The following is a 16,629-nucleotide window of genomic DNA, read 5'->3' as shown; positions in this document are numbered from 1 at the left end:
ACGCCGGGACCGGGGTCGAGGGGACCCCCGCCCCGGCGTCGCCCCGTCAGGCGCCTCCGTCACACGTCCCAGGCGACCGGGAGGCTCTTCACCCCGTAGATGTCGGCGGCCTCCGGGCGCAGATCGACCTCCTCGGGCGGCACGGCCAGGCGCAGCGTGGGGAAGCGGTTGAGCAGCGCGCGGAACCCGACCGTCATCTCGACGCGGGCCAGCTGCTGCCCCAGGCACTGGTGGATGCCGTGGCCGAAGGCCAGGTGCCCGCTGTACTCCCTGCCGAGGTCGAGCACGTGCGGGTCACTGAAGCGCCCGGGGTCGCGGTTGGCGGTGTTGTAGGACAGGACGACCGTCGTCCCGGCCTTGATGGTCTGCCCGCCCAGCTCCACGTCCTCCAGGGCCGTCCGCATCAACGTCTTGACCACGCTGAGATACCGCAGCAGCTCCTCCACGGCACCCCCGGCGAGGGCTGGATCATCACGCAGCGCGGCGAGTTGGGCCGGGTTGCGCAGCAGCGCGAAGGTGCCGAGCGACAGCATGTTCGCCGTGGTGTCGAAGCCCGCGGCGAGCAGGATCAGGCTCATTCCCTTCAGTTCCTCGTCCGTCAGATCGCTGTCGGTGAGCTCGCTGAGCACGTCGTCGGTGGGGTGGGCGCGCTTGGCGGCCACGAGCGACGCGAGGTACTCCTGCGTCGCTGTGTAGGCGGCGATCAACTCCTCGTCGCTCGTCGCACCCCCGACGAACGTGTCGATCTGCTGCTGGAACGAAGCCCGGTCCTCGTACGGCACGCCCAGCAGTTCGCAGATCACGATGGTGGGGATGGGCTTGGCGAACGCGGTGACCAGGTCCACGGGCGGCCCGGCCTTCTCCATGGCGTCGAGGCACTCGGTGGTGATCTGCTCGATGCGCTCGGTGAGCGCCCGCATCCGCCGGACGGTGAACTTGCCCATCAGCGGCTTGCGATAGCGGCTGTGCAGCGGCTCGTCCGTCAGCAGGAATTCCCCGGGCGGTGCGGGGGGAAGCTCGAAGTCGCCCACGTTCAGGATCTCTTTGCGGGAGCTGAACCGCGGGTCCGCGAGCACCGACCGCACGAGGTCGTACCCCGTGATCAGCCAGCCGGGCTTCCCGCCGGGGTGGGTGTAGCGGCTGATGGGGCCGTGCCGCTGGGCGTCGACCAGTTCCGCGGGAGGGTCGAAGGGGCAGCCGGTCCGACGTTCCGTCGGCAGTGCGGTGACGGTGTGGAGGGTTTCAGACATGGCCACTCCTGGCTCGCGATATGGCGTGTTTGATGTATTTGGAAAGCTACGTTGCGTTCAAAATGAGGTCAATCCACGAATGCGGAAACTCCCTGGTGGGAAGCGCGAAATTGATGCAATGGCGCTGCACTCGAATGCAACGACGCGTTGCAATAAATGATTGCGAAGGCAATACTTCCGGTGCCACGAGGACGGTTGACCCAGCGGGAGCGACGACGCACCGTGGCGGAGGTCTCCGCCGGGTTCTCCTGCCCCGAGGTCGTAGCAGGAACAGGCCCCCGCGGGACCTGAGGGAGTCGGCCGGCGCGCCCTGCCGCCGTGAAGGCCCTGACGGGGACGGCCGGTTCATCGGCCCAGGTCAGCCGCTAGGGTGAGGCGACAGACCCTGCGAGAGAGGCCGCGTACCCCACAGTGACCGCGTCACGCCCCCACACCCTGTTCTCCTTCGGCACGTTGCTGGACGAGCAGGTCCAGATCGCACTCTTCGGCCGGACCGTGCCGTGCTCCCCCGCGTCGCTGACCGGGTACGCGACGAGCCCGCTGCCGATCACCGACCCGGACGTCATCGCCACCAGCGGTCTCGACGTGCACCTGACCCTGCGGCGCAAGCACGGCGCCGTCGTCGACGGCGGTGTCCTGCACCTCACCGACGAGGAGCTCGCCGCGGCCGATGCGTACGAGGTCGACGACTACGCCCGTCGACGGGTGCTGCTCTCCTGCGGAACGAGCGCCTGGGCCTACCTGGACGCGAACCCGCTGCGCTCGGCGGCGCGCATCGTGATCGTCGGCGACAGCATCGCGTACGGCCGCTGCGACCCGCGCGGCGGATGGGCGGCGCACCTGGCGGCGGAGCACATCGCGGAGAACGAGGCGGAGCACCGGGTCTTCAACCTGGCCATCCCGGGCAGCACCCTGCTCGACGTGAGTGAGCAGACCCCCGGCGTCCTGCCCCCTCGCCTGCCGGACACCCTGCTGGTGGCCGCCGGGATCAACGACTCCGCCCTGCCGGTGACGACCCCTCAGGAGGGCGCCGACCCACTGTCGGGGCTCACGGAAAGCCTCGCCTTCCTGGCCGCCACGGCCCTGGCGCACAACGCACGGCTCGTGGTCGTGGGCCCGCTCTGGCTCGACGAGACACGCACCGAGGACTACGAGGGCCTGTGCTTCACGGAGGCCCGCGCGCGGGCCCTGCGCGAGGCGACGCGGTCCTGGTGCGCGGAGAACCATGTCGACCACCTCGACCTGTGGGAGCCCCTGCACAAGCGTGCCGAGCTGCTCGTCGACGGCCTGCACCCCACTCCCGAGGGACACCTGCTGATCCATGAACACCTCAGCGCCCTGCGGCGCTGACCGGCACCCCGAGCCGGGCGCACCGCGATCCGGTGACCTGCAGCGCGGTCCCGCTTGACCTTGACACGGTGACAAGCCCTTCACTGGCGCCGAGGAGGTGGTCCCGATGACCATGACGAAGCAGGAGGCGGACGCGGTGCGAGCCCTCCAGGGGCTGGAGCACCGCGATCCCTCGGTGCGGCTGCGGGCGGCCCTGGCGGTCGGAACGGCCCCCGAGCCACGGTTCGTCCCCACGCTCATCGAGCGGTGTGCGGTCGAGCCCGATTTCTCCGTGCGGGAAATGCTGACGTGGGCGCTCACCCGACACCCCTCGTCGACCACGCTGCCCGGGCTCGTCCACGAACTCCGGTCGGAGCGAGCACAGGCCCGAAGCCAGGCGCTGCACACACTGTCCAAGATCGGCGACCGGCAGGTGTGGCCCGCGATCACACCCGCGCTGCTGTCCGACCCCGACGACGAGGTGGCACGGAGCGCCTGGCGGGCCGCGGTCGTTCTCGTACCCGAAGGTGAAGTCCCTTGGCTGGTACGGGATTTGGGGGCGCAGCTCGGGCGGGGCGGGCGTGAGACCCAGCTGAGTCTGAGCCGGGCTCTCATCGCTCTCGGCGAGGCGATCGTGGCGGCCCTGCACGCCGCGGCCGCACATCCCGACGCCCGCGTGCGTGCCCACGCGATCGCCACCGAACAGTTGCTGCGCGACCCGGAGGCCGGGTTCGACTTCGCCGTCGAGGAGGCGAAGCGCATCATGGCTCTCGGTACGACCGGCCAGGACGGGTGATGGGCAGTGTTGATCGGTGATGTCGCGCGGCGGTCCGGTGTGAGCGCCCGCATGCTCAGGCATTACGACTCGCTCGGCCTGGTGCGGCCCACGGGCCGTACGGAAGGCGGGTACCGGGAGTACTCCGGCGAGGACATCCGGCGCATCTTCCACATCGAGAGCCTGCGGTCGTTGGGGCTGTCGCTGCGCGAGGTCGGGTCCGCGCTCGACGACCCCGGCTTCGAGCCCGCCGGGCTCGTGGACGACCTCATCCGCCAGACGCGCGAGCGCATCGCGGGCGAGACGGCGCTGCTCACGCGGCTCCGGCGGATCAATGCGGCGGAACCGGCCGACTGGGAGGACGTCCTCCAGATCGTCGCGCTCCTGCACGCGTTGGGATCCGAGAGCGCGGGCCAGCGCCAGCGCGCGGCCCTGGCCTCGGCGCAGGAGGTTCCGGTGCCGGTGGAAGCCCTGGTGGAGGCGGTGTTGAGCGAAGCGGACCCGCACGTCGCCGGAGCCCTTCGATGGGCCCTGGTCCGGTCGGGCGGCGGACTGCCACTCCTGGCGGAGGGGCTCGCCTCCCCCACGGCCGCGGTCCGCGAGCGCGCCGTCCAGTCGATCGCGAAGATCCCGGACGATACGGCGACCGCCCTGCTGCGAGAAGCCCTCACGCACCCCGATCTGGTGGTCCGCCGGCACGCGGCTCTGGCGGTCGGGGCGCGCGGCGGAGCCGAGGCGGTCCCCCTGCTCCTCGACATGATCGTCGGAGAGACGAACGACGTCGACGCGGCCGACGCGCTGGGCACGCTGGCGAGTGACCCCGCCCGGGCGGACGAGATCGCCACGCAGCTCCTCGCCCGCCTCACCCGCAACTCCCTTGATGCGGCGGCCCGTCGACGCCTGACCCAGGCCCTCGCGGACATCCCGGGTGACACGGTGTCACAGGCCCTGGCGTCCCTGTCGGACGACGACGACCCCGGCGTCGCACTGACCGCAACGTACCTTCTCGGCCTGCGCGAGCCGCGGTAGCGCATCCGTCCCGGAACGCGCGGCTACCGGCCCACGGGGGCTGGCCTCGGAGGGACCTCGCGAGCCCTGCCCGTCGGGGTACGGGACGGGGGTGCGACGATTCCGGCATGCGTGAGTTGAGTCAGCTGATCGATGTCGAGGAACCCGCTTGGCCGGAGCTGAGGGACACAATCGATGCCGGGACGGGGCTCGTGGAAGTGCTCCCGCCCGACGGCGACGTGGCCGCGGCATCCCTCCTTCAGTTGCAGGTCACGGCCCGGTCCTACCTTGGCGCGGTGGTGCTGCACTGCGGGGGCCTGCTGGTGGACGGCGGGTGGGTGCGGGTCTTCGGCAGCCCGGCCAAGGGGGCGGCACACGGGTTGCCGAGCCTGGCCCGGGTCAACCGACTCCCCGCGTCGTTCGACCCGGCGTGGCGACCGGATGCGGGCCTGGTGGTGGCTCACGACGTGCTGGGTGGTGTCTTCGCTCTCAACGGTGGTTCGCCTGCCGATGCCGGCCGCCCCGGGGACCCGGGTGAGGTGGTGTACTTCGCCCCGGATTCGCTGCGCTGGGAGGCCCTGGGGGCGGGCCACTCGGCATGGCTGACCTGGCTGGTGTCGGGGGCGTCGGAGGAGTTCTACGCGGACTTCCGCTGGCCGGGGCGGCGTGACGAGGTTCAGGCGTTGAACAGCGGTCAGGGACTGTCGATATTTCCGCCGCTGTGGTCCGCCGAGGCACGGCAGGACATCGCCGCGACCAGCCGTCGTGCCGTGCCCATGGCGGAGCTGCTCGGCGTCGCCCGCGATTCGGCGCGACAGTTCGACGGGGTTGATCCGGGCTTCCTCGGAGACGTCTGAACCAGGTGGCCCGCGTCGTGTGTCTCAGCCGGGCTGCTCGGTGGTTCGGCGGTGCTTGGCTCGGTGGGCGAGGGTGGTGATGATGCGTTGCCATGCCGGTGACGCGTCGGCGATCTGGGAGGAGACCAGCTGCGCGGATCGCCTCCGGGCGCTGTCCTGCCCGTGTTTGATCTCCCAGGCGTCGAGGTCGTCGATGAGCTGGTCCAGGCGGGGATCGTCCGGAGCCCAGTCCACCGATGCGTCGCAGGCGAGATAGAGGCGTGCCGTCTCGGGGTCGTCGAGGGCGGCGTTCTTGTCCCGGACGCGCTGCGGCATGACGTCCGGGTCCAGTGCCCGCAGCAGGATCCACGAGTCCCGCTCCAGTCGGACCCGCCGTTCACCGACCCCGAGGGCGCACATCCGGTCCAGGAGCGCGACCACCTCGGGCGGCAGAACAAGCCGTTCACCGCCGGCCAGTTCGGCGATCCGGCGGCGGGACTCGCCGAGTTCGTCGATCTTGCGTTGCAACGCCGCGTCGATCTCGGTGACGGCCGAGGCGAACTCCGCGGGCCGCGCGTGCAGCAGGGCGTCGATACGGGCCAGCGGCACACCGGCGTCGGCGAGGGTCCTGATGCGGATGAGGTCCACCGCGGCCTGCGCGCCGTAGCGGCGGTAGCCCGAGGCGTCGCGTTGCGGCTCGGGCAACAGGCCGACGTGGTGGTAGTGGCGGACGGTGCGCACGGTTACGCCCGCGGCCGCTGCCAGTTGGCCGATCGTGAGCACCGTCCTCCTCGGATCTTCGGCGTGTGGCGGTGAGTCTAGGCCCGGGCCGCCCGGTCGATCACGTCCCGGACCGCCTGGACCACGGCGTCGGGGCGGTCGAAGCAGAGCCGGTGGTGCAGGGTGTCGGAGAGGACGCGCTGCTCTCCGTCCGAGACCACGCCCACCAGGGCCGCGTCCAACCGGATCCTGCCGTCCCGGATCTCCCGCGCCGTCTGATCCGGCACCGTCGCCCGCGGGACGGGATCGGTGCCCACCACCGTGAGAGCGATCACCGGAACGTCGGGGAAACCAGGCCCGGCCTTCAGTTCGGTGACGAGCGGGATCAGGGTGCCGCGCTCGGCGGCGCCCGACTCGAGCCACGCCTCGCGGTCATGAGCCTCGATCAGCGCATCCGCACGAACTCGGGGTATTCCGCGAGCAGTTCGTGCCATGTGTCCCGCAGCACCGGACGCAGCTTCCTGAGCTGTTCCGGGCCGGGCGCCAGCCGCTCGAAGGCGGCGAGCCGCATCGCGGGCGGAAGGAACGCGTCCCAGTCTCGGTGCAGGGTGTCCAGCATGACCAGCCCGGCGACGTCCCGCGGATACAGCTGGGCGAAGCGGTGCGCGTACAGGCCGCCGAGGGAGTGCGGCACGAGGACGTACGGGGCGGGGATGTGCTGGGCGCGCAGCAATGCGCGCAGTTCCGTGGCGACCTCGGTGGCGGTGCGCGGCAGGGCGACGGGGTCGCTGTAGCCCGTGCCGCCCCGGTCGTACACCACAGCGGTGGTGAAGCGCGCAACCTCGTGCTGGACCCCGAAGTAGTCAAGACCCACGGCGCCGGCGCCCGGCAGGAACACGACGGCTGGCCCGCCGCTGCCCGACCGGTGCGCGAAGAGCCGCCGTCCGTCGATCTCCTGGAAGCCTCCGACCGGTGGGGCGAGCCGCTCGGGGGATGTGATGTCGTTCGTCATGAGGCCAGGCTCCAACCCTGACGCAGGGGCAGGGTCAAGCCCTTTCTTCCGTCGCCTTCGCGCATGCGGGTCGGCGCGGTGGTGTGCGGCCTCACGGGGACGGTTCGATTCCCCAGGCCGCGGCCCGCGCCGCGGCCTTCGACTCGCGCAGCATCATGGTGGCGACTCCTGGTGCCAGTCCGGCGCTGGTCAGCCCGCCGGTCACCGCCAGGGCCGAGGCGACGGTGAACTCCGCATCCACCGCGACCACTTGACCGCCGAGGAACACCAGATCGGCATGCGTGTCCGCAGAAGGGTCCTGTCCACTGCCGGGCGCACCGGGGCCGCCCGGGAACGATCTCCTGAGGACCATGGTCGGACCTGCGGCGCATCGGTCATGGCGCCGATGGGCGCATCCGCCCTCGGCCCTGCCGTCGGCTCGCGCGCCCGGAAGGAGGCCGACTCCGGTCACGCGCCGGTGGCGGGGCGGTGGCGGTGGCGGTCCACGATCGCCTCGACGATCCGCGTCAGCCGCTCCCCTACCCGGTCGACGCTTCCGTTCTGTGTGCTGACCTGCGCTCCTTCGAGGACGAAGGTGATCTCGGCCGCGGCCTGTTCGGGGTCGGGCAGCCCTGCCTGGGCGCACAGGGCGACCAGCCTGCGCAGCTGGAGCGCCTTGTGCTGCTCGATCACCTGTCGTGCGGGATGCGAACGGTCGGGCAGTTCGGCGAGGGAGTTGATGAACGGGCAGCCCCGGTGCGAGATCGCCGGAAGCCCCTCGGCGATGAAGCGGGCCAGGCCGAGGATCTGCTCGCGGGGACGGCCGGGGTGTTCGGACTCGACCCGGTCGAAGGCGGCCTGGTAGTCGGCCGCGAGGATCCGCAGCCACTCCGCGACCAGGGCGTCCTTGGTCTCGAAGTGGCGGTAGATCGCCATCTTGGTGGTGCGGGCCCGCTCGGCGATGGCCTGGACGCCCACACGCTGGATCCCCTCGCTCTGGAACAGCTCTTCCGCCGCGTCCAGGATGCGCTCACGCGGGGGCAGTTTGGCCACCCGGTCCGGTCTGCTGACGGTCGATGCCATGCCTGCTCCGTGACGTCTGGTCCGTTGTGGGGTTTCACATCCACTGCTACGGTACCAGTCCGTTCCACGCGATACCGATCGGTATCGTCAGGGTCTCAACGGTATCTTCTTCTCTGGGAGCAGCAGTGAAAGTCGAGGAGTACGTGACCTTCGACGCGGTCGGGCTCGCGCGGCTGGTGGCGCGGGGCGAGGTGACCGCCGCCGAACTGGAAGCGGCGGCACGGGAAGCCACCCGGGCGGTCGACCCGCTGGTCAACGCCGTCGTGGAGACATGGCCGACGGATGACGCGCCCGCCCCCGGCAGCGCCCCGCTGGCCGGAGTCCCCTTCTTGATCAAGGACCTCGGCGTCTCGATGGCCGGAAGGCGGTCGGAGCTGGGCAGCCGTCTCGCCGCGGGCAACGTCGCACTCGCCGACTCCTTCCTCATGCGGCGCTTCCGCCGCGCCGGTCTTGTGACCTTCGGGCGCACCGCGACACCGGAGATGGCGTACAGCACCACGACGGAACCCGTGCTGTACGGCGCCACCCGCAATCCATGGGACCTGGGGCGGAGCGCGGGCGGGTCCAGCGGGGGCGCGGGAGCGGCGGTCGCCGCGGGCATCGTCCCGCTCGCCCACGCCACCGACGCCGCCGGATCGATCCGCATCCCCGCCGCCTACAACGGGCTGTTCGGGCTGAAGCCGACGCGCGGCCGGGTCTCCCTGGGGCCGGACCTGGACGAGATCTTCAACGGCCTCGCCGTACAGGGCAGCGTCAGCCGCACCGTACGCGACAGCGCGGTCCTGCTCGACGCGATCCGCGGACCGGAGCCGGGCGATCCCTACTTCGCCCAGGAGCCGCCCCGGCCGTACGCCCAGGAGGTCGCTCGCGATCCGGGCACGCTGAGGATCGGTGTTCTCGCCGAGGCGTGGGGCGGACGTCGCACCACCGGGCCCGTGGCCGAGGCGCTCGCGCGCACGGTGCGCCTGCTCGAATCGCTCGGTCACCGGGTGGAGGAGGCCACGGTCGAACTCGGCGCCGGATGGGAGGAGTTCGTGCTGGCCAACGCCCGTCAGTGGTCGGCGAATCTCGCGGCCTCGCTCGACGCGCTGGCGGCCGCCACCGGTCGCCCGATCGACTCCTCGACCCTGGAACCACCCATCCTCGCCAGCTACCACTACGGGCAGCGGGTCAGCGGCCCCCAGTTCGTCACCGCTCTCGATCTGCGCAACCGCGTCGCGCGCGGCCTGGCACGGTCCTTCGACGCCTACGACCTGCTGCTCACCCCGACGCTGCCGGAGCTCCCGGTGCCTCTGGGTACGCATGCGGAGGGCGCCGAGACGCTGGACGGACTCGGCTGGCTCCGACGCCTGTTCGACATGTCGCCGTTCACCGCGGCGTTCAATGTGTCAGGCACCCCCGCCATGTCCGTGCCCGTGACGGTCGACGGCGGGACGGGGGTTCCGATCGGCATGCAGTTCGCCGCGGGCTACGGCCTGGAGGGCCGCCTCTTCCGTCTGGCGGGCCAACTCGAACGCGCCCAGCCGTGGTCGAGCCGAACTCCCCCGGTGTGGGCCGGCCGCCCTGCTGGTCCGCCGCACATGTAGTGGCGGGACCCGCCCTCCCCGGGCCGGGCCCCGCCGCTCCCCTCCATGTGGCCAAAGCTCGGGGCGTCCCCCGAAGCCGTGCCCGCTCAGGCCGTCCGCGTGGTCACGACGCGATCCCGGGGGCGGCCGGTGCGGTGCCCCGTCAGGGGGTCAGGGTCCACTTCTGGTTGGCCGCTCCGTTGCAGTCCCAGATGCCCAGCTGCGTTCCGTTGGCCGTGTTGAAGCCGAGGTCGTCGAGGCACTTGCCGGTGAGGACGTTCTTGAGCGAACCGTCCGGCTGGGGGATCCACTGCTCGCCCTGGGCGCCTTGCAGACAGTCGTAGATCTCGACCTTGGTGCCGTTCTCGCTGCGTCGCCACACCACGTTCAGACACATGCCGAGCGCGCGCACGGTGTGGTCCGTACCCAGGGTCCACCACTGGGCGCCGGTGCCGTTGCAGTCGTAGACCTGCACGGGGGTGGCGACGGTCGTCCTGCCGCTGCGGATGTCCACGCACTTGCCGCCGTAGCCGACGAGCCGCCCCTGGCTGCCGGTGACGCCGACGACGACGGCCTCGATGTGCTTGGTCGCCCAGGAGGCGCCCGTGCACCCGCCGACCGAGGTGCCGTCGCCGGTGACGATGTTGCCGACCACCTGGAACGGGACCGGCTGGCCGCTCACGAGGTAGAAGCAGCCGACCACGGCTCGCCACTGCGTGCCCGGGGCCACGCCCGAGCACGAGGCGCTGCCGTAGGGCCCCTCGTAGTGGGTGGTGCAGGAACCGGGGCTCTCGGCGTGCGCCGTGGCGGGCAGCGCGATGGCGGCGCAGATCGCCAGCAGCGCCGTCAATAACGCGGCGGCAGTGCGTCTCATGGGTGTGCTCCTTCGTTCGGCCAGGACTGTTCGGACGGGCTCTCCCATCCGTCCGAAGCTTGATCGAGGGCGCGGCGGGGTGTCAACTGGTGTGGATACATTGGGCCATTCATTCACCTCAGCTGAGATCACACGTTGCCCGCCCCACCCTGCGGCGGGTCGTTTACTATGCCGTTACTGAACGGAGGTGGGACGGTGCCGGAGGCCGGGGCCCAGTCATTGGCGGAGCGCATAGAGGCCCTCTTCCAGGCGGTACGCCGCCCGGACCGCTCGCCCTACAGCAACGAGGAAGTGGCCAGGGCCTGCCGCGAGTCGAGCGGAGAGACGTTTTCCGCCACCTATCTGTGGCAGCTGCGCACCGGTCGCCGCGACAACCCCACCAAGCGCCATCTGGAAGCGCTGGCCGCGTTCTTCGAGGTGCCGGTCGCGTACTTCTTCGACGACGCGGAGGGCGCGCGGGTCGGCGAGGAGGTCGCGCTGCTCTCCGCCATGCGCGACGCGGGCGTACGCGATGTCGCGCTGCGCGCGGTCCACCTCTCCCCCGACGGCCTGGGGACCGTACGCGACCTGATCGATTCCATCGCCCGCCGCGAGGCCGACCGACGCAGATCAACGGGCCGATGAAAACGGGCCGTTGGGGCCCGGTGAGCCGCGCGTCCAGGGCCCGGCTGCGGCGCTGCCGGACCATCGCCGCCACCCTGGACCTGCCCGTTCCCTTCGACGCGGCCCAGCTCATCGCCACGGTGGCACAGCAGCGGGGCAGACCGATCGAGCTGATGCCGACGCGGTGGCAGCCAGGCGTGCCGTGCGGTCTGCTCGTCAGCGCCGAGCAGGCCGACTACATCGCGTACGCGGCGGACACGGCCCCGCTGCACCGCCAGCACATCCTCGTCCACGAGCTGTCCCACCTCCTGTGCGGACACGACGGCACGCTCTCGCCGGAGCTCACCCCGCACCTCTCCGCGGGTCTTGTGCGCAGCGTGCTCGGCCGGACCGTCTACAGCGATCCACAGGAACAGGAAGCCGAGTTACTGGCCTCACTGATCCTCCAGCGCGCGGTCTGGGCCCCGCCGAACCGTCCGGCCGACCCCTTCGCCGACTCCGCCCTGTGGCCGGACGACCGTGACTGACGCCCTCCAGTGTCTCGCCGGTCTCGCGCTGTGCGTGTTCGGCCTCTACCGATGGGGCGGCCGCCGGAACACCACCCAGCCGCACGTCCACCGTTTCGCGTTCTGCCTGGGCGCGGCCCTCATCGTTCTCACCCCTGCCACGGCCCTGGCGGTCGAGGAGACCGTCGGCCTGCCGGGCCTGCCCACGCTGGCGGGCGACCTCCTGCGCATGGCGGCGGTCACCTGCATCGGCCTGATGACCACCAGATCGGCCCGACGCCGGCTGATCGCGGCCGGGTTGACGCTCGTCGCGCTGGTGCTGCTGTTCTCGGCCGCCCACATCCAGCACACGGCCGGAGAGCTCTTCGTCGACGCCCGCCACCGCCCCTTCCTGGCCGCCTACAACACGGCCATCACGCTCTACCCGGCCTGGCACGCGGCGGTCCTGTGCCGGGCGGCGCTGCACAGGTCCCGGCGGGCCACGGGGGCCCTGCGCGTGGGGCTCCGACTGCTCTGCTGCGGCGCGGCCGCGGGCCTGGTGTGGACCGCCTGGGGCGTCGACGACATCCGGCTCGCCCTCTTCACCGGCCGCCAGACGGACGGCGAGGACGCCGTCTCCTCGGTCCTGGGCATGCTCTGCGCGGGCCTGCTCATCGCGGGCGGCAGCACCGCCGCATGGGTCGCGCTGCGGCACTGGTGGTGGTCGTACCGCACCTACCGCGCCCTCGGCCCGCTGTGGTCCGCCCTGCACCACGCCTTCCCGGAGATCGCCCTGCTCCAGCCCCGTCGCGGACCAGGTGAACTCGCCCCTCGTGCGCTGGGGTTGGCGCTCTACCGCCGGGTCATCGAGATCCACGACGGCCTGCTGCTCCTCCGCCCCCACCTGACGGACCCGGAACCGGCGGGCCCGGACACCGCGGCCACCACCCGGGCGGCGTCCATCCTGGCGGCACTGGACCGTACGGCGCTCGGACAGCCCGCCCGGGCCCCGGCCACCGGCCTGGCCCCGATCACTCCGGAAAACGGCATCGGGACGGACGCGGAAGCGGCTCAACTGGCCGACGTCTCCCAGGCGTTGGCGCGCCTGACCGGATCCGGCCGACGCACCGCCTCCGTGTGACGGGGCAGCCCTCCCGCCCTCCCGGGATCATTGCCCGGAAAGCAACTATTGCTTGCCGAACCGCGCATTGCCGCCCCGCCCCGCGATGTCAAGACTCCAGGTATCCGCGGACCACGGGCACCGCGGGCACCGAGGTGCGGGTCGAGGCACTGGGAGAGCGCATGGGAAACACGAGTGTTCTGATCTCCGGAGCGAGCGTGGCGGGTCTCGCGCTGGGGCACTGGTTGCAGCGCGCGGGGTTTCGGCCGACCGTCGTGGAGCAGGCGCCCGGCCTGCGCGGAGGCGGGCAGGCCATCGACGTCCGGGGCGCCGCGCTGCCAGTGGTGGAGCGGATGGGGCTGCGCGACAAGCTCCGGGCCACTTCGACCCGCATGCGCGGGATGTCGTTCGTGGACAGCCGGGGCGAGGAGCTCTCCCGGTCCACGGAGGCCACCTTGACCGGCGGACTGATCGGCAACGGCGACATCGAGGTGATGCGGGACGACCTGACACACCTGCTCTTCGACGTGACCCGCTACGGGAACGAGTTCCTGTTCGGGGACGTCATCACGTCCCTCGCGCAGGAGGACGACGGCGTGCGCGTGGGCTTCCGGCACGAACGCCCGCGCCGCTTCGACCTGGTGATCGGCGCGGACGGCCTGCACTCCGGTGTACGACAGCTGGCCTTCGGCCCGAAGTCGCGGTTCCTCCACTTCCTCGGCAGCCACCTCGCGGTGTTCAGCGTGCCCAACTTCCTGGGCCTCGACCACTGGCAGACGTACCACCGGGAGGGCGACGCGCTGGTCGGCGTCTACAGCGCCCGGCAGAACACCGAGGCGCGGGCGCTGCTCCTGTTCCGGTCCGGGCGACTCGACTTCGACCACCGGGATCTCGACCAGCAGAGGACCATCCTCGCCGAGCGCTTCGCCGACGTCGGCTGGGAGGCCCCCCGGCTCCTGTCGCACCTGTGGGACGCGCCGGACTTCTACTTCGACTCGATGAGCCAGGTCCGGCTCGACCACTGGTCCACGGGGCGCGTCGCGCTCGTCGGCGACGCCGGTTACTGCGCTTCGCCGCGATCGGGTCAGGGCACCAGCCTGGCCCTCGTCGGAGCGTACGTGCTCGCGGGTGAACTCGCGCACCACCGCGACGACCACCGCGCCGCCTTCGCCGGATACGAGCGGACGATGCGCGGCTTCGTCGGCCGCAACCAGCGGCTCGCGCAGGTCAAGGCCGACGGCGCCACGGTCGCGCCCGCCGACCTCGCCCGGGCGGCCGGCGCCATCACCCTGACCCCCTTCCCCGACGCCGCCCGACCCTGACGGTTCCGCCGGTCCCGACACCTCACGGGCGCGGTGGACAGGTCCCCGGCACGAGGGCCGGGGACCTGGGCGCGCCGGGCAGGCCGGGCCCGGGGAAGGCTACGGCGCCATCTCGTACGCCCCGGCCAGCGCCTCGACGCGGTCCCACACACGCGCCGAGCGGGCCTCGTCCACGATCGGACGCCGGACCGCGCCCAGCGCCCAGCTCTGCTGCGCCTCGGTCGCGGAGTCCTTGCCGTGCAGCTCGACGGCGTGTGCCGAGAAGTCGCGGACGAGGACGGCGAAGAGCTCGTCGAGCACGTCCTGCTCCAGGCCGGTCAGGCGCGCCTGCTCCAGGATCAGCTGCCCGTGCACCACCAGGGCGAACAGCTGGCCCACGGCGAGCAGCAGGTCGAGGTCGCGGCTCTGCTCCTCGTCGGGGGCGGCGGTGGCGACGAACTCGCAGAGCGCGTCGGCCTGTTCGCGGAAGCGGCCCACGTTGGGGACCTCCGCGTACGCGTCGAACGCGGTGCGCCAGTCGTGGAAGCGGATGGCGCCCAGGCCGCGCGCCGGTCCCTGCTGGAAGAGGAAGGCGTCGTCGGCCGCGTCGAGCCGGGTCGGTACGGACGCGTACTCGGCGGGGTTCAGCAGGTGGTTGCCCATGAACTTGAGGATCAGGGCGAGGTTGACGTGGACCGTGCCCTCCAGCTTGGGCAGGCCGCGGATCTCGACGGCCGCCTGCGCGAAGTAGTTGTCCTTCTCGAAGCCCTTGGCGGCGATGACGTCCCACATCAGGTCGATGACCTTCTCGCCCTCCGTGGTCACCTTCATCTTCGTCATGGGGTTGAAGAGGAGGTAACGGCGGTCGTCGGGCCCGGCGGAGCGGAAGTAGTCCACGGCGCGGTCGCTGAACAGCTTCATCCCGACGAGGCGCACATACGCGTCGGTCAACTCCCGGCGCACGTGCGGGAAGGCGGTGACGGGGCGGCCGTAGAGGACGCGGTGGTGCGCGTGGGTGACCGCCTCGTACATCGCGTGCTCGCAGATGCCGATGGAGGCGGTGCACAGGTTGAACTTGCCCACGTTGACGGTGTTGAGCGCGGCGTCGAACGCGGCACGGCCGGTGTGCAGGACGTCCTCGGCACCGACCGGGTAGTCCTCCAGGCGGAACTCGCTGACGTACTTCGAGGAGTCGACGACGTTCTTCACCAGGTGGTACGCCTCGTGGCGGCTGTCGGCGGCGAAGAAGACGTAGCCGTCGGGGCCCTCGACGTCGGTGCGGCGGCCGAAGACGGAGACGAGACCGGCGGCGTTGCCGTTGCCGATGTAGTACTTGCTGCCGGTGGCCCGGAACCCGCCGTCGCCGTCGGGCTCCAGGAGCATGTCGGTGGAGTAGATGTCCGCGCCGTGGCTCTTCTCGGACAGGCCGAAGGCGAACACCTCGCCCTGGTCGAGGAGTTCGGCCGCGCGGCTGCGGGCGGCGGCGTTGTCGCTCTGCCAGACCGGCCCGAGGCCCAGGATGGTCACCTGCCAGGCGTACCAGTAGTCGAGCCCGTAGAAGCCGAAGATCTCGTTCAGCGCGGCGATCCGGGCGGTGTCCCAGCGCTTGTCCGCCTGGTCGGGACCGGCGGCCGAGGCGGGGGTGAGGAAGGTCGCGAAGAGCCCTTCCTTCGCGGAGAAGGCGAGGAAGTCCGCGAGCCAGGCGCGGGAGCGGTAGTCCTCGATCAGGCGGCGCTTGCCGCGCTGCTCGAACCAGTCGACGGTGGCGCGCAGCAGCCTGCGGGTCTCGGGGTCGAAGTGGGTCGGGTCGTAGGTGTGCGGGTTGAACAGCAGCGGGTCGGCCATGGCCATTCGCCTTTCCGGCTCGGGAGGTGGGGAGGGGTGCGGGAGGTCGTCGGATGCGTACGGGCGGCGAGCGGCCGGAGCCGCACGGGCCCGTCGGCGCGGTTCAGTGCTCGGAACCGAGCCGGTGGAGGGTGGCGATCACGTCGTCGAGCCAGGCGAGGGTCATCCGCTCGTAGGCGATGCCGCCGCGCAGCACGACGTGCTGGAGCTCTCGCCCGGCGTCGGTCTCCGGGGCTTCGGGGCCCGTGAAGTCGCGCCGCTCCCCCGCGAGGTAGTGGGCGAGCCGGTCGGTGTGTGCCTGGCGGTGCCGCTCCACCTCGCGGAGCAGCGCGGCCGGGTCGTCGAAGGCCGCTCCGCGGATCTTCACGGCGAGTTCGTGCCGGACGCTCTCCGGTTCGATCGGCTCGTGCAGCCACTGGGAGAGCGCGGCCCGGCCGGGTGCGGAGACGGAGTACTCCTTCTTGTCCGGCCGGTTCTGTTGCGCCACCTCGCGGGCGTCGATCCAGCCGTCGTTCTCCATGCGCTTGAGGATGCGGTAGATCTGCTGGTGCGTGGCGGCCCAGAAGTAGCCGATGGAGCGGTCGAAGCGCCGGGCCAGCTCATAACCGGAGCCCGGCTTCTCCAACAGCGAGACGAGGATCGCGTGCTCAAGCGCCATGCCCGAATCCTTCTATGCAACTCGTTGCATAGACAAGCGCAGCCGTGCAGGTGAGACGCGGCTCACCCGGAGTTCCTGCCCCTGACATGGCGGCGGGGGGGGGGGGGGGGGGGGGGGGGGGGGGGGGGGGGGGGGGGGGGGGGGGGGGGGGGGGGGGGGGGGGGGGGGGGGGGGGGGGGGGGGGGG

Annotated in this window: 18 protein-coding genes; 9 read left to right on the top strand and 9 right to left on the bottom strand. The window is 71.5% G+C overall.

The annotated features are described in order from the left end of the window. Positions 1-59: 59 nt before the first annotated feature. Positions 60-1,250, bottom strand: a complete 1,191-nt coding sequence (locus AC07F3_RS15125) for a cytochrome P450 (protein ID WP_479114102.1) — start codon at positions 1,248-1,250, stop codon at positions 60-62. A 411-nt stretch (positions 1,251-1,661) separates the two neighbouring features. Here AC07F3_RS15125 and AC07F3_RS15120 point away from each other — a divergent pair, with 411 nt between their 5' ends. The 4 genes from AC07F3_RS15120 to AC07F3_RS15105 all read left to right on the top strand — a co-directional run bounded on the left by AC07F3_RS15120 (position 1,662) and on the right by AC07F3_RS15105 (position 5,219). Then, positions 1,662-2,600: a GDSL-type esterase/lipase family protein gene (locus AC07F3_RS15120; RefSeq protein WP_479114100.1), complete on the top strand. Its 939-nt coding sequence runs from the start codon at positions 1,662-1,664 to the stop codon at positions 2,598-2,600. A 106-nt stretch (positions 2,601-2,706) separates the two neighbouring features. Next, a complete protein-coding gene (locus AC07F3_RS15115) occupies positions 2,707-3,375 on the top strand; it encodes a HEAT repeat domain-containing protein (protein WP_479114098.1) in 669 nt (222 codons plus the stop codon). A 6-nt stretch (positions 3,376-3,381) separates the two neighbouring features. Further along, positions 3,382-4,383 (top strand): HEAT repeat domain-containing protein, encoded by a 1,002-nt coding sequence (locus tag AC07F3_RS15110; RefSeq protein ID WP_479114096.1) that lies wholly within the window; start codon positions 3,382-3,384, stop codon positions 4,381-4,383. 107 nt (positions 4,384-4,490) lie between these two features. Further along, complete coding sequence (locus AC07F3_RS15105) at positions 4,491-5,219, top strand: DUF2625 domain-containing protein (RefSeq protein WP_479114094.1); 729 nt, start codon at positions 4,491-4,493, stop codon at positions 5,217-5,219. 24 nt (positions 5,220-5,243) lie between these two features. Here the strand turns inward: AC07F3_RS15105 and AC07F3_RS15100 are convergent, their stop codons facing one another. The 5 genes from AC07F3_RS15100 to AC07F3_RS15080 form a co-directional block, all read right to left on the bottom strand. Beyond that, positions 5,244-5,981, bottom strand: coding sequence for a MerR family transcriptional regulator (locus tag AC07F3_RS15100; protein WP_479114092.1), 738 nt, complete (start codon positions 5,979-5,981; stop codon positions 5,244-5,246). Between the two features lie 35 nt (positions 5,982-6,016). Beyond that, positions 6,017-6,412: a hypothetical protein gene (locus tag AC07F3_RS15095; RefSeq protein ID WP_479114090.1), complete on the bottom strand. Its 396-nt coding sequence runs from the start codon at positions 6,410-6,412 to the stop codon at positions 6,017-6,019. Next, entirely contained in the window at positions 6,364-6,930 is a 567-nt protein-coding gene (locus tag AC07F3_RS15090; protein WP_479114088.1) for an alpha/beta fold hydrolase, read from the bottom strand. Before AC07F3_RS15090 ends, AC07F3_RS15095 begins: the two co-directional genes overlap by 49 nt. Positions 6,931-7,021: 91 nt before the next feature. Then, positions 7,022-7,282, bottom strand: a complete 261-nt coding sequence (locus tag AC07F3_RS15085; RefSeq protein WP_479114086.1) for a hypothetical protein — start codon at positions 7,280-7,282, stop codon at positions 7,022-7,024. Between the two features lie 95 nt (positions 7,283-7,377). After that, positions 7,378-7,992, bottom strand: a complete 615-nt coding sequence (locus AC07F3_RS15080) for a TetR/AcrR family transcriptional regulator (RefSeq protein ID WP_479114084.1) — start codon at positions 7,990-7,992, stop codon at positions 7,378-7,380. A gap of 125 nt (positions 7,993-8,117) precedes the next feature. Here AC07F3_RS15080 and AC07F3_RS15075 point away from each other — a divergent pair, with 125 nt between their 5' ends. Next, the gene (locus tag AC07F3_RS15075) at positions 8,118-9,578 is read left to right on the top strand and encodes an amidase (protein WP_479114082.1); all 1,461 of its coding nucleotides are present in this window, start codon (positions 8,118-8,120) and stop codon (positions 9,576-9,578) included. A 142-nt stretch (positions 9,579-9,720) separates the two neighbouring features. On the opposite strand, the gene AC07F3_RS15070 is transcribed toward AC07F3_RS15075, so the two are convergent. Then, positions 9,721-10,431, bottom strand: a complete 711-nt coding sequence (locus AC07F3_RS15070; RefSeq protein WP_479114080.1) for a ricin-type beta-trefoil lectin domain protein — start codon at positions 10,429-10,431, stop codon at positions 9,721-9,723. Between the two features lie 168 nt (positions 10,432-10,599). Here AC07F3_RS15070 and AC07F3_RS15065 point away from each other — a divergent pair, with 168 nt between their 5' ends. From AC07F3_RS15065 to AC07F3_RS15050, 4 genes are all read left to right on the top strand, one after another. Next, entirely contained in the window at positions 10,600-11,055 is a 456-nt protein-coding gene (locus tag AC07F3_RS15065) for an XRE family transcriptional regulator (RefSeq protein ID WP_479114079.1), read from the top strand. Beyond that, on the top strand, positions 11,052-11,561 hold the full coding sequence (locus AC07F3_RS15060) for a ParH-like protein (RefSeq protein ID WP_479114077.1): 510 nt from the start codon (positions 11,052-11,054) through the stop codon (positions 11,559-11,561). The genes AC07F3_RS15065 and AC07F3_RS15060 overlap by 4 nt, the downstream gene beginning before the upstream one ends. Then, complete coding sequence (locus tag AC07F3_RS15055; protein WP_479114075.1) at positions 11,554-12,660, top strand: MAB_1171c family putative transporter; 1,107 nt, start codon at positions 11,554-11,556, stop codon at positions 12,658-12,660. Before AC07F3_RS15060 ends, AC07F3_RS15055 begins: the two co-directional genes overlap by 8 nt. A gap of 161 nt (positions 12,661-12,821) precedes the next feature. Beyond that, positions 12,822-13,961 carry an FAD-dependent monooxygenase gene (locus AC07F3_RS15050; RefSeq protein ID WP_479114073.1) on the top strand — a complete coding sequence of 380 codons (1,140 nt, stop codon included), beginning with the start codon at positions 12,822-12,824 and terminating at the stop codon, positions 13,959-13,961. Positions 13,962-14,060: 99 nt separating this feature from the next. Here AC07F3_RS15050 and AC07F3_RS15045 read toward each other — a convergent pair whose 3' ends face one another. Together AC07F3_RS15045 and AC07F3_RS15040 are read right to left on the bottom strand one after the other, a co-directional pair. Beyond that, complete coding sequence (locus tag AC07F3_RS15045; RefSeq protein ID WP_479114071.1) at positions 14,061-15,785, bottom strand: acyl-CoA dehydrogenase family protein; 1,725 nt, start codon at positions 15,783-15,785, stop codon at positions 14,061-14,063. Between the two features lie 103 nt (positions 15,786-15,888). After that, entirely contained in the window at positions 15,889-16,443 is a 555-nt protein-coding gene (locus tag AC07F3_RS15040; RefSeq protein WP_479114069.1) for a PadR family transcriptional regulator, read from the bottom strand. Positions 16,444-16,629: the final 186 nt, after the last annotated feature.

It is taken from the genome of Streptomyces sp. NPDC045846, from assembly GCF_056431605.1.
This window is presented reverse-complemented; position numbering and strand designations above follow the sequence as displayed.

Excerpts from the sequence above, each read along its gene's own strand:
- AC07F3_RS15125 (WP_479114102.1), bottom strand. The coding sequence starts at position 1,250 with ATGTCTGAAACCCTCCACACCGTCACCGCACTGCCGACGGAACGTCGG.
- AC07F3_RS15115 (WP_479114098.1), top strand. The coding sequence starts at position 2,707 with ATGACCATGACGAAGCAGGAGGCGGACGCGGTGCGAGCCCTCCAGGGG.
- AC07F3_RS15105 (WP_479114094.1), top strand. The coding sequence starts at position 4,491 with ATGCGTGAGTTGAGTCAGCTGATCGATGTCGAGGAACCCGCTTGGCCG.
- AC07F3_RS15095 (WP_479114090.1), bottom strand. The coding sequence starts at position 6,412 with ATGGCACGAACTGCTCGCGGAATACCCCGAGTTCGTGCGGATGCGCTG.
- AC07F3_RS15090 (WP_479114088.1), bottom strand. The coding sequence starts at position 6,930 with ATGACGAACGACATCACATCCCCCGAGCGGCTCGCCCCACCGGTCGGA.
- AC07F3_RS15085 (WP_479114086.1), bottom strand. The coding sequence starts at position 7,282 with ATGGTCCTCAGGAGATCGTTCCCGGGCGGCCCCGGTGCGCCCGGCAGT.
- AC07F3_RS15080 (WP_479114084.1), bottom strand. The coding sequence starts at position 7,992 with ATGGCATCGACCGTCAGCAGACCGGACCGGGTGGCCAAACTGCCCCCG.
- AC07F3_RS15070 (WP_479114080.1), bottom strand. The coding sequence starts at position 10,431 with ATGAGACGCACTGCCGCCGCGTTATTGACGGCGCTGCTGGCGATCTGC.
- AC07F3_RS15065 (WP_479114079.1), top strand. The coding sequence starts at position 10,600 with ATGCCGTTACTGAACGGAGGTGGGACGGTGCCGGAGGCCGGGGCCCAG.
- AC07F3_RS15060 (WP_479114077.1), top strand. The coding sequence starts at position 11,052 with ATGAAAACGGGCCGTTGGGGCCCGGTGAGCCGCGCGTCCAGGGCCCGG.
- AC07F3_RS15050 (WP_479114073.1), top strand. The coding sequence starts at position 12,822 with ATGGGAAACACGAGTGTTCTGATCTCCGGAGCGAGCGTGGCGGGTCTC.
- AC07F3_RS15045 (WP_479114071.1), bottom strand. The coding sequence starts at position 15,785 with ATGGCCGACCCGCTGCTGTTCAACCCGCACACCTACGACCCGACCCAC.
- AC07F3_RS15040 (WP_479114069.1), bottom strand. The coding sequence starts at position 16,443 with ATGGCGCTTGAGCACGCGATCCTCGTCTCGCTGTTGGAGAAGCCGGGC.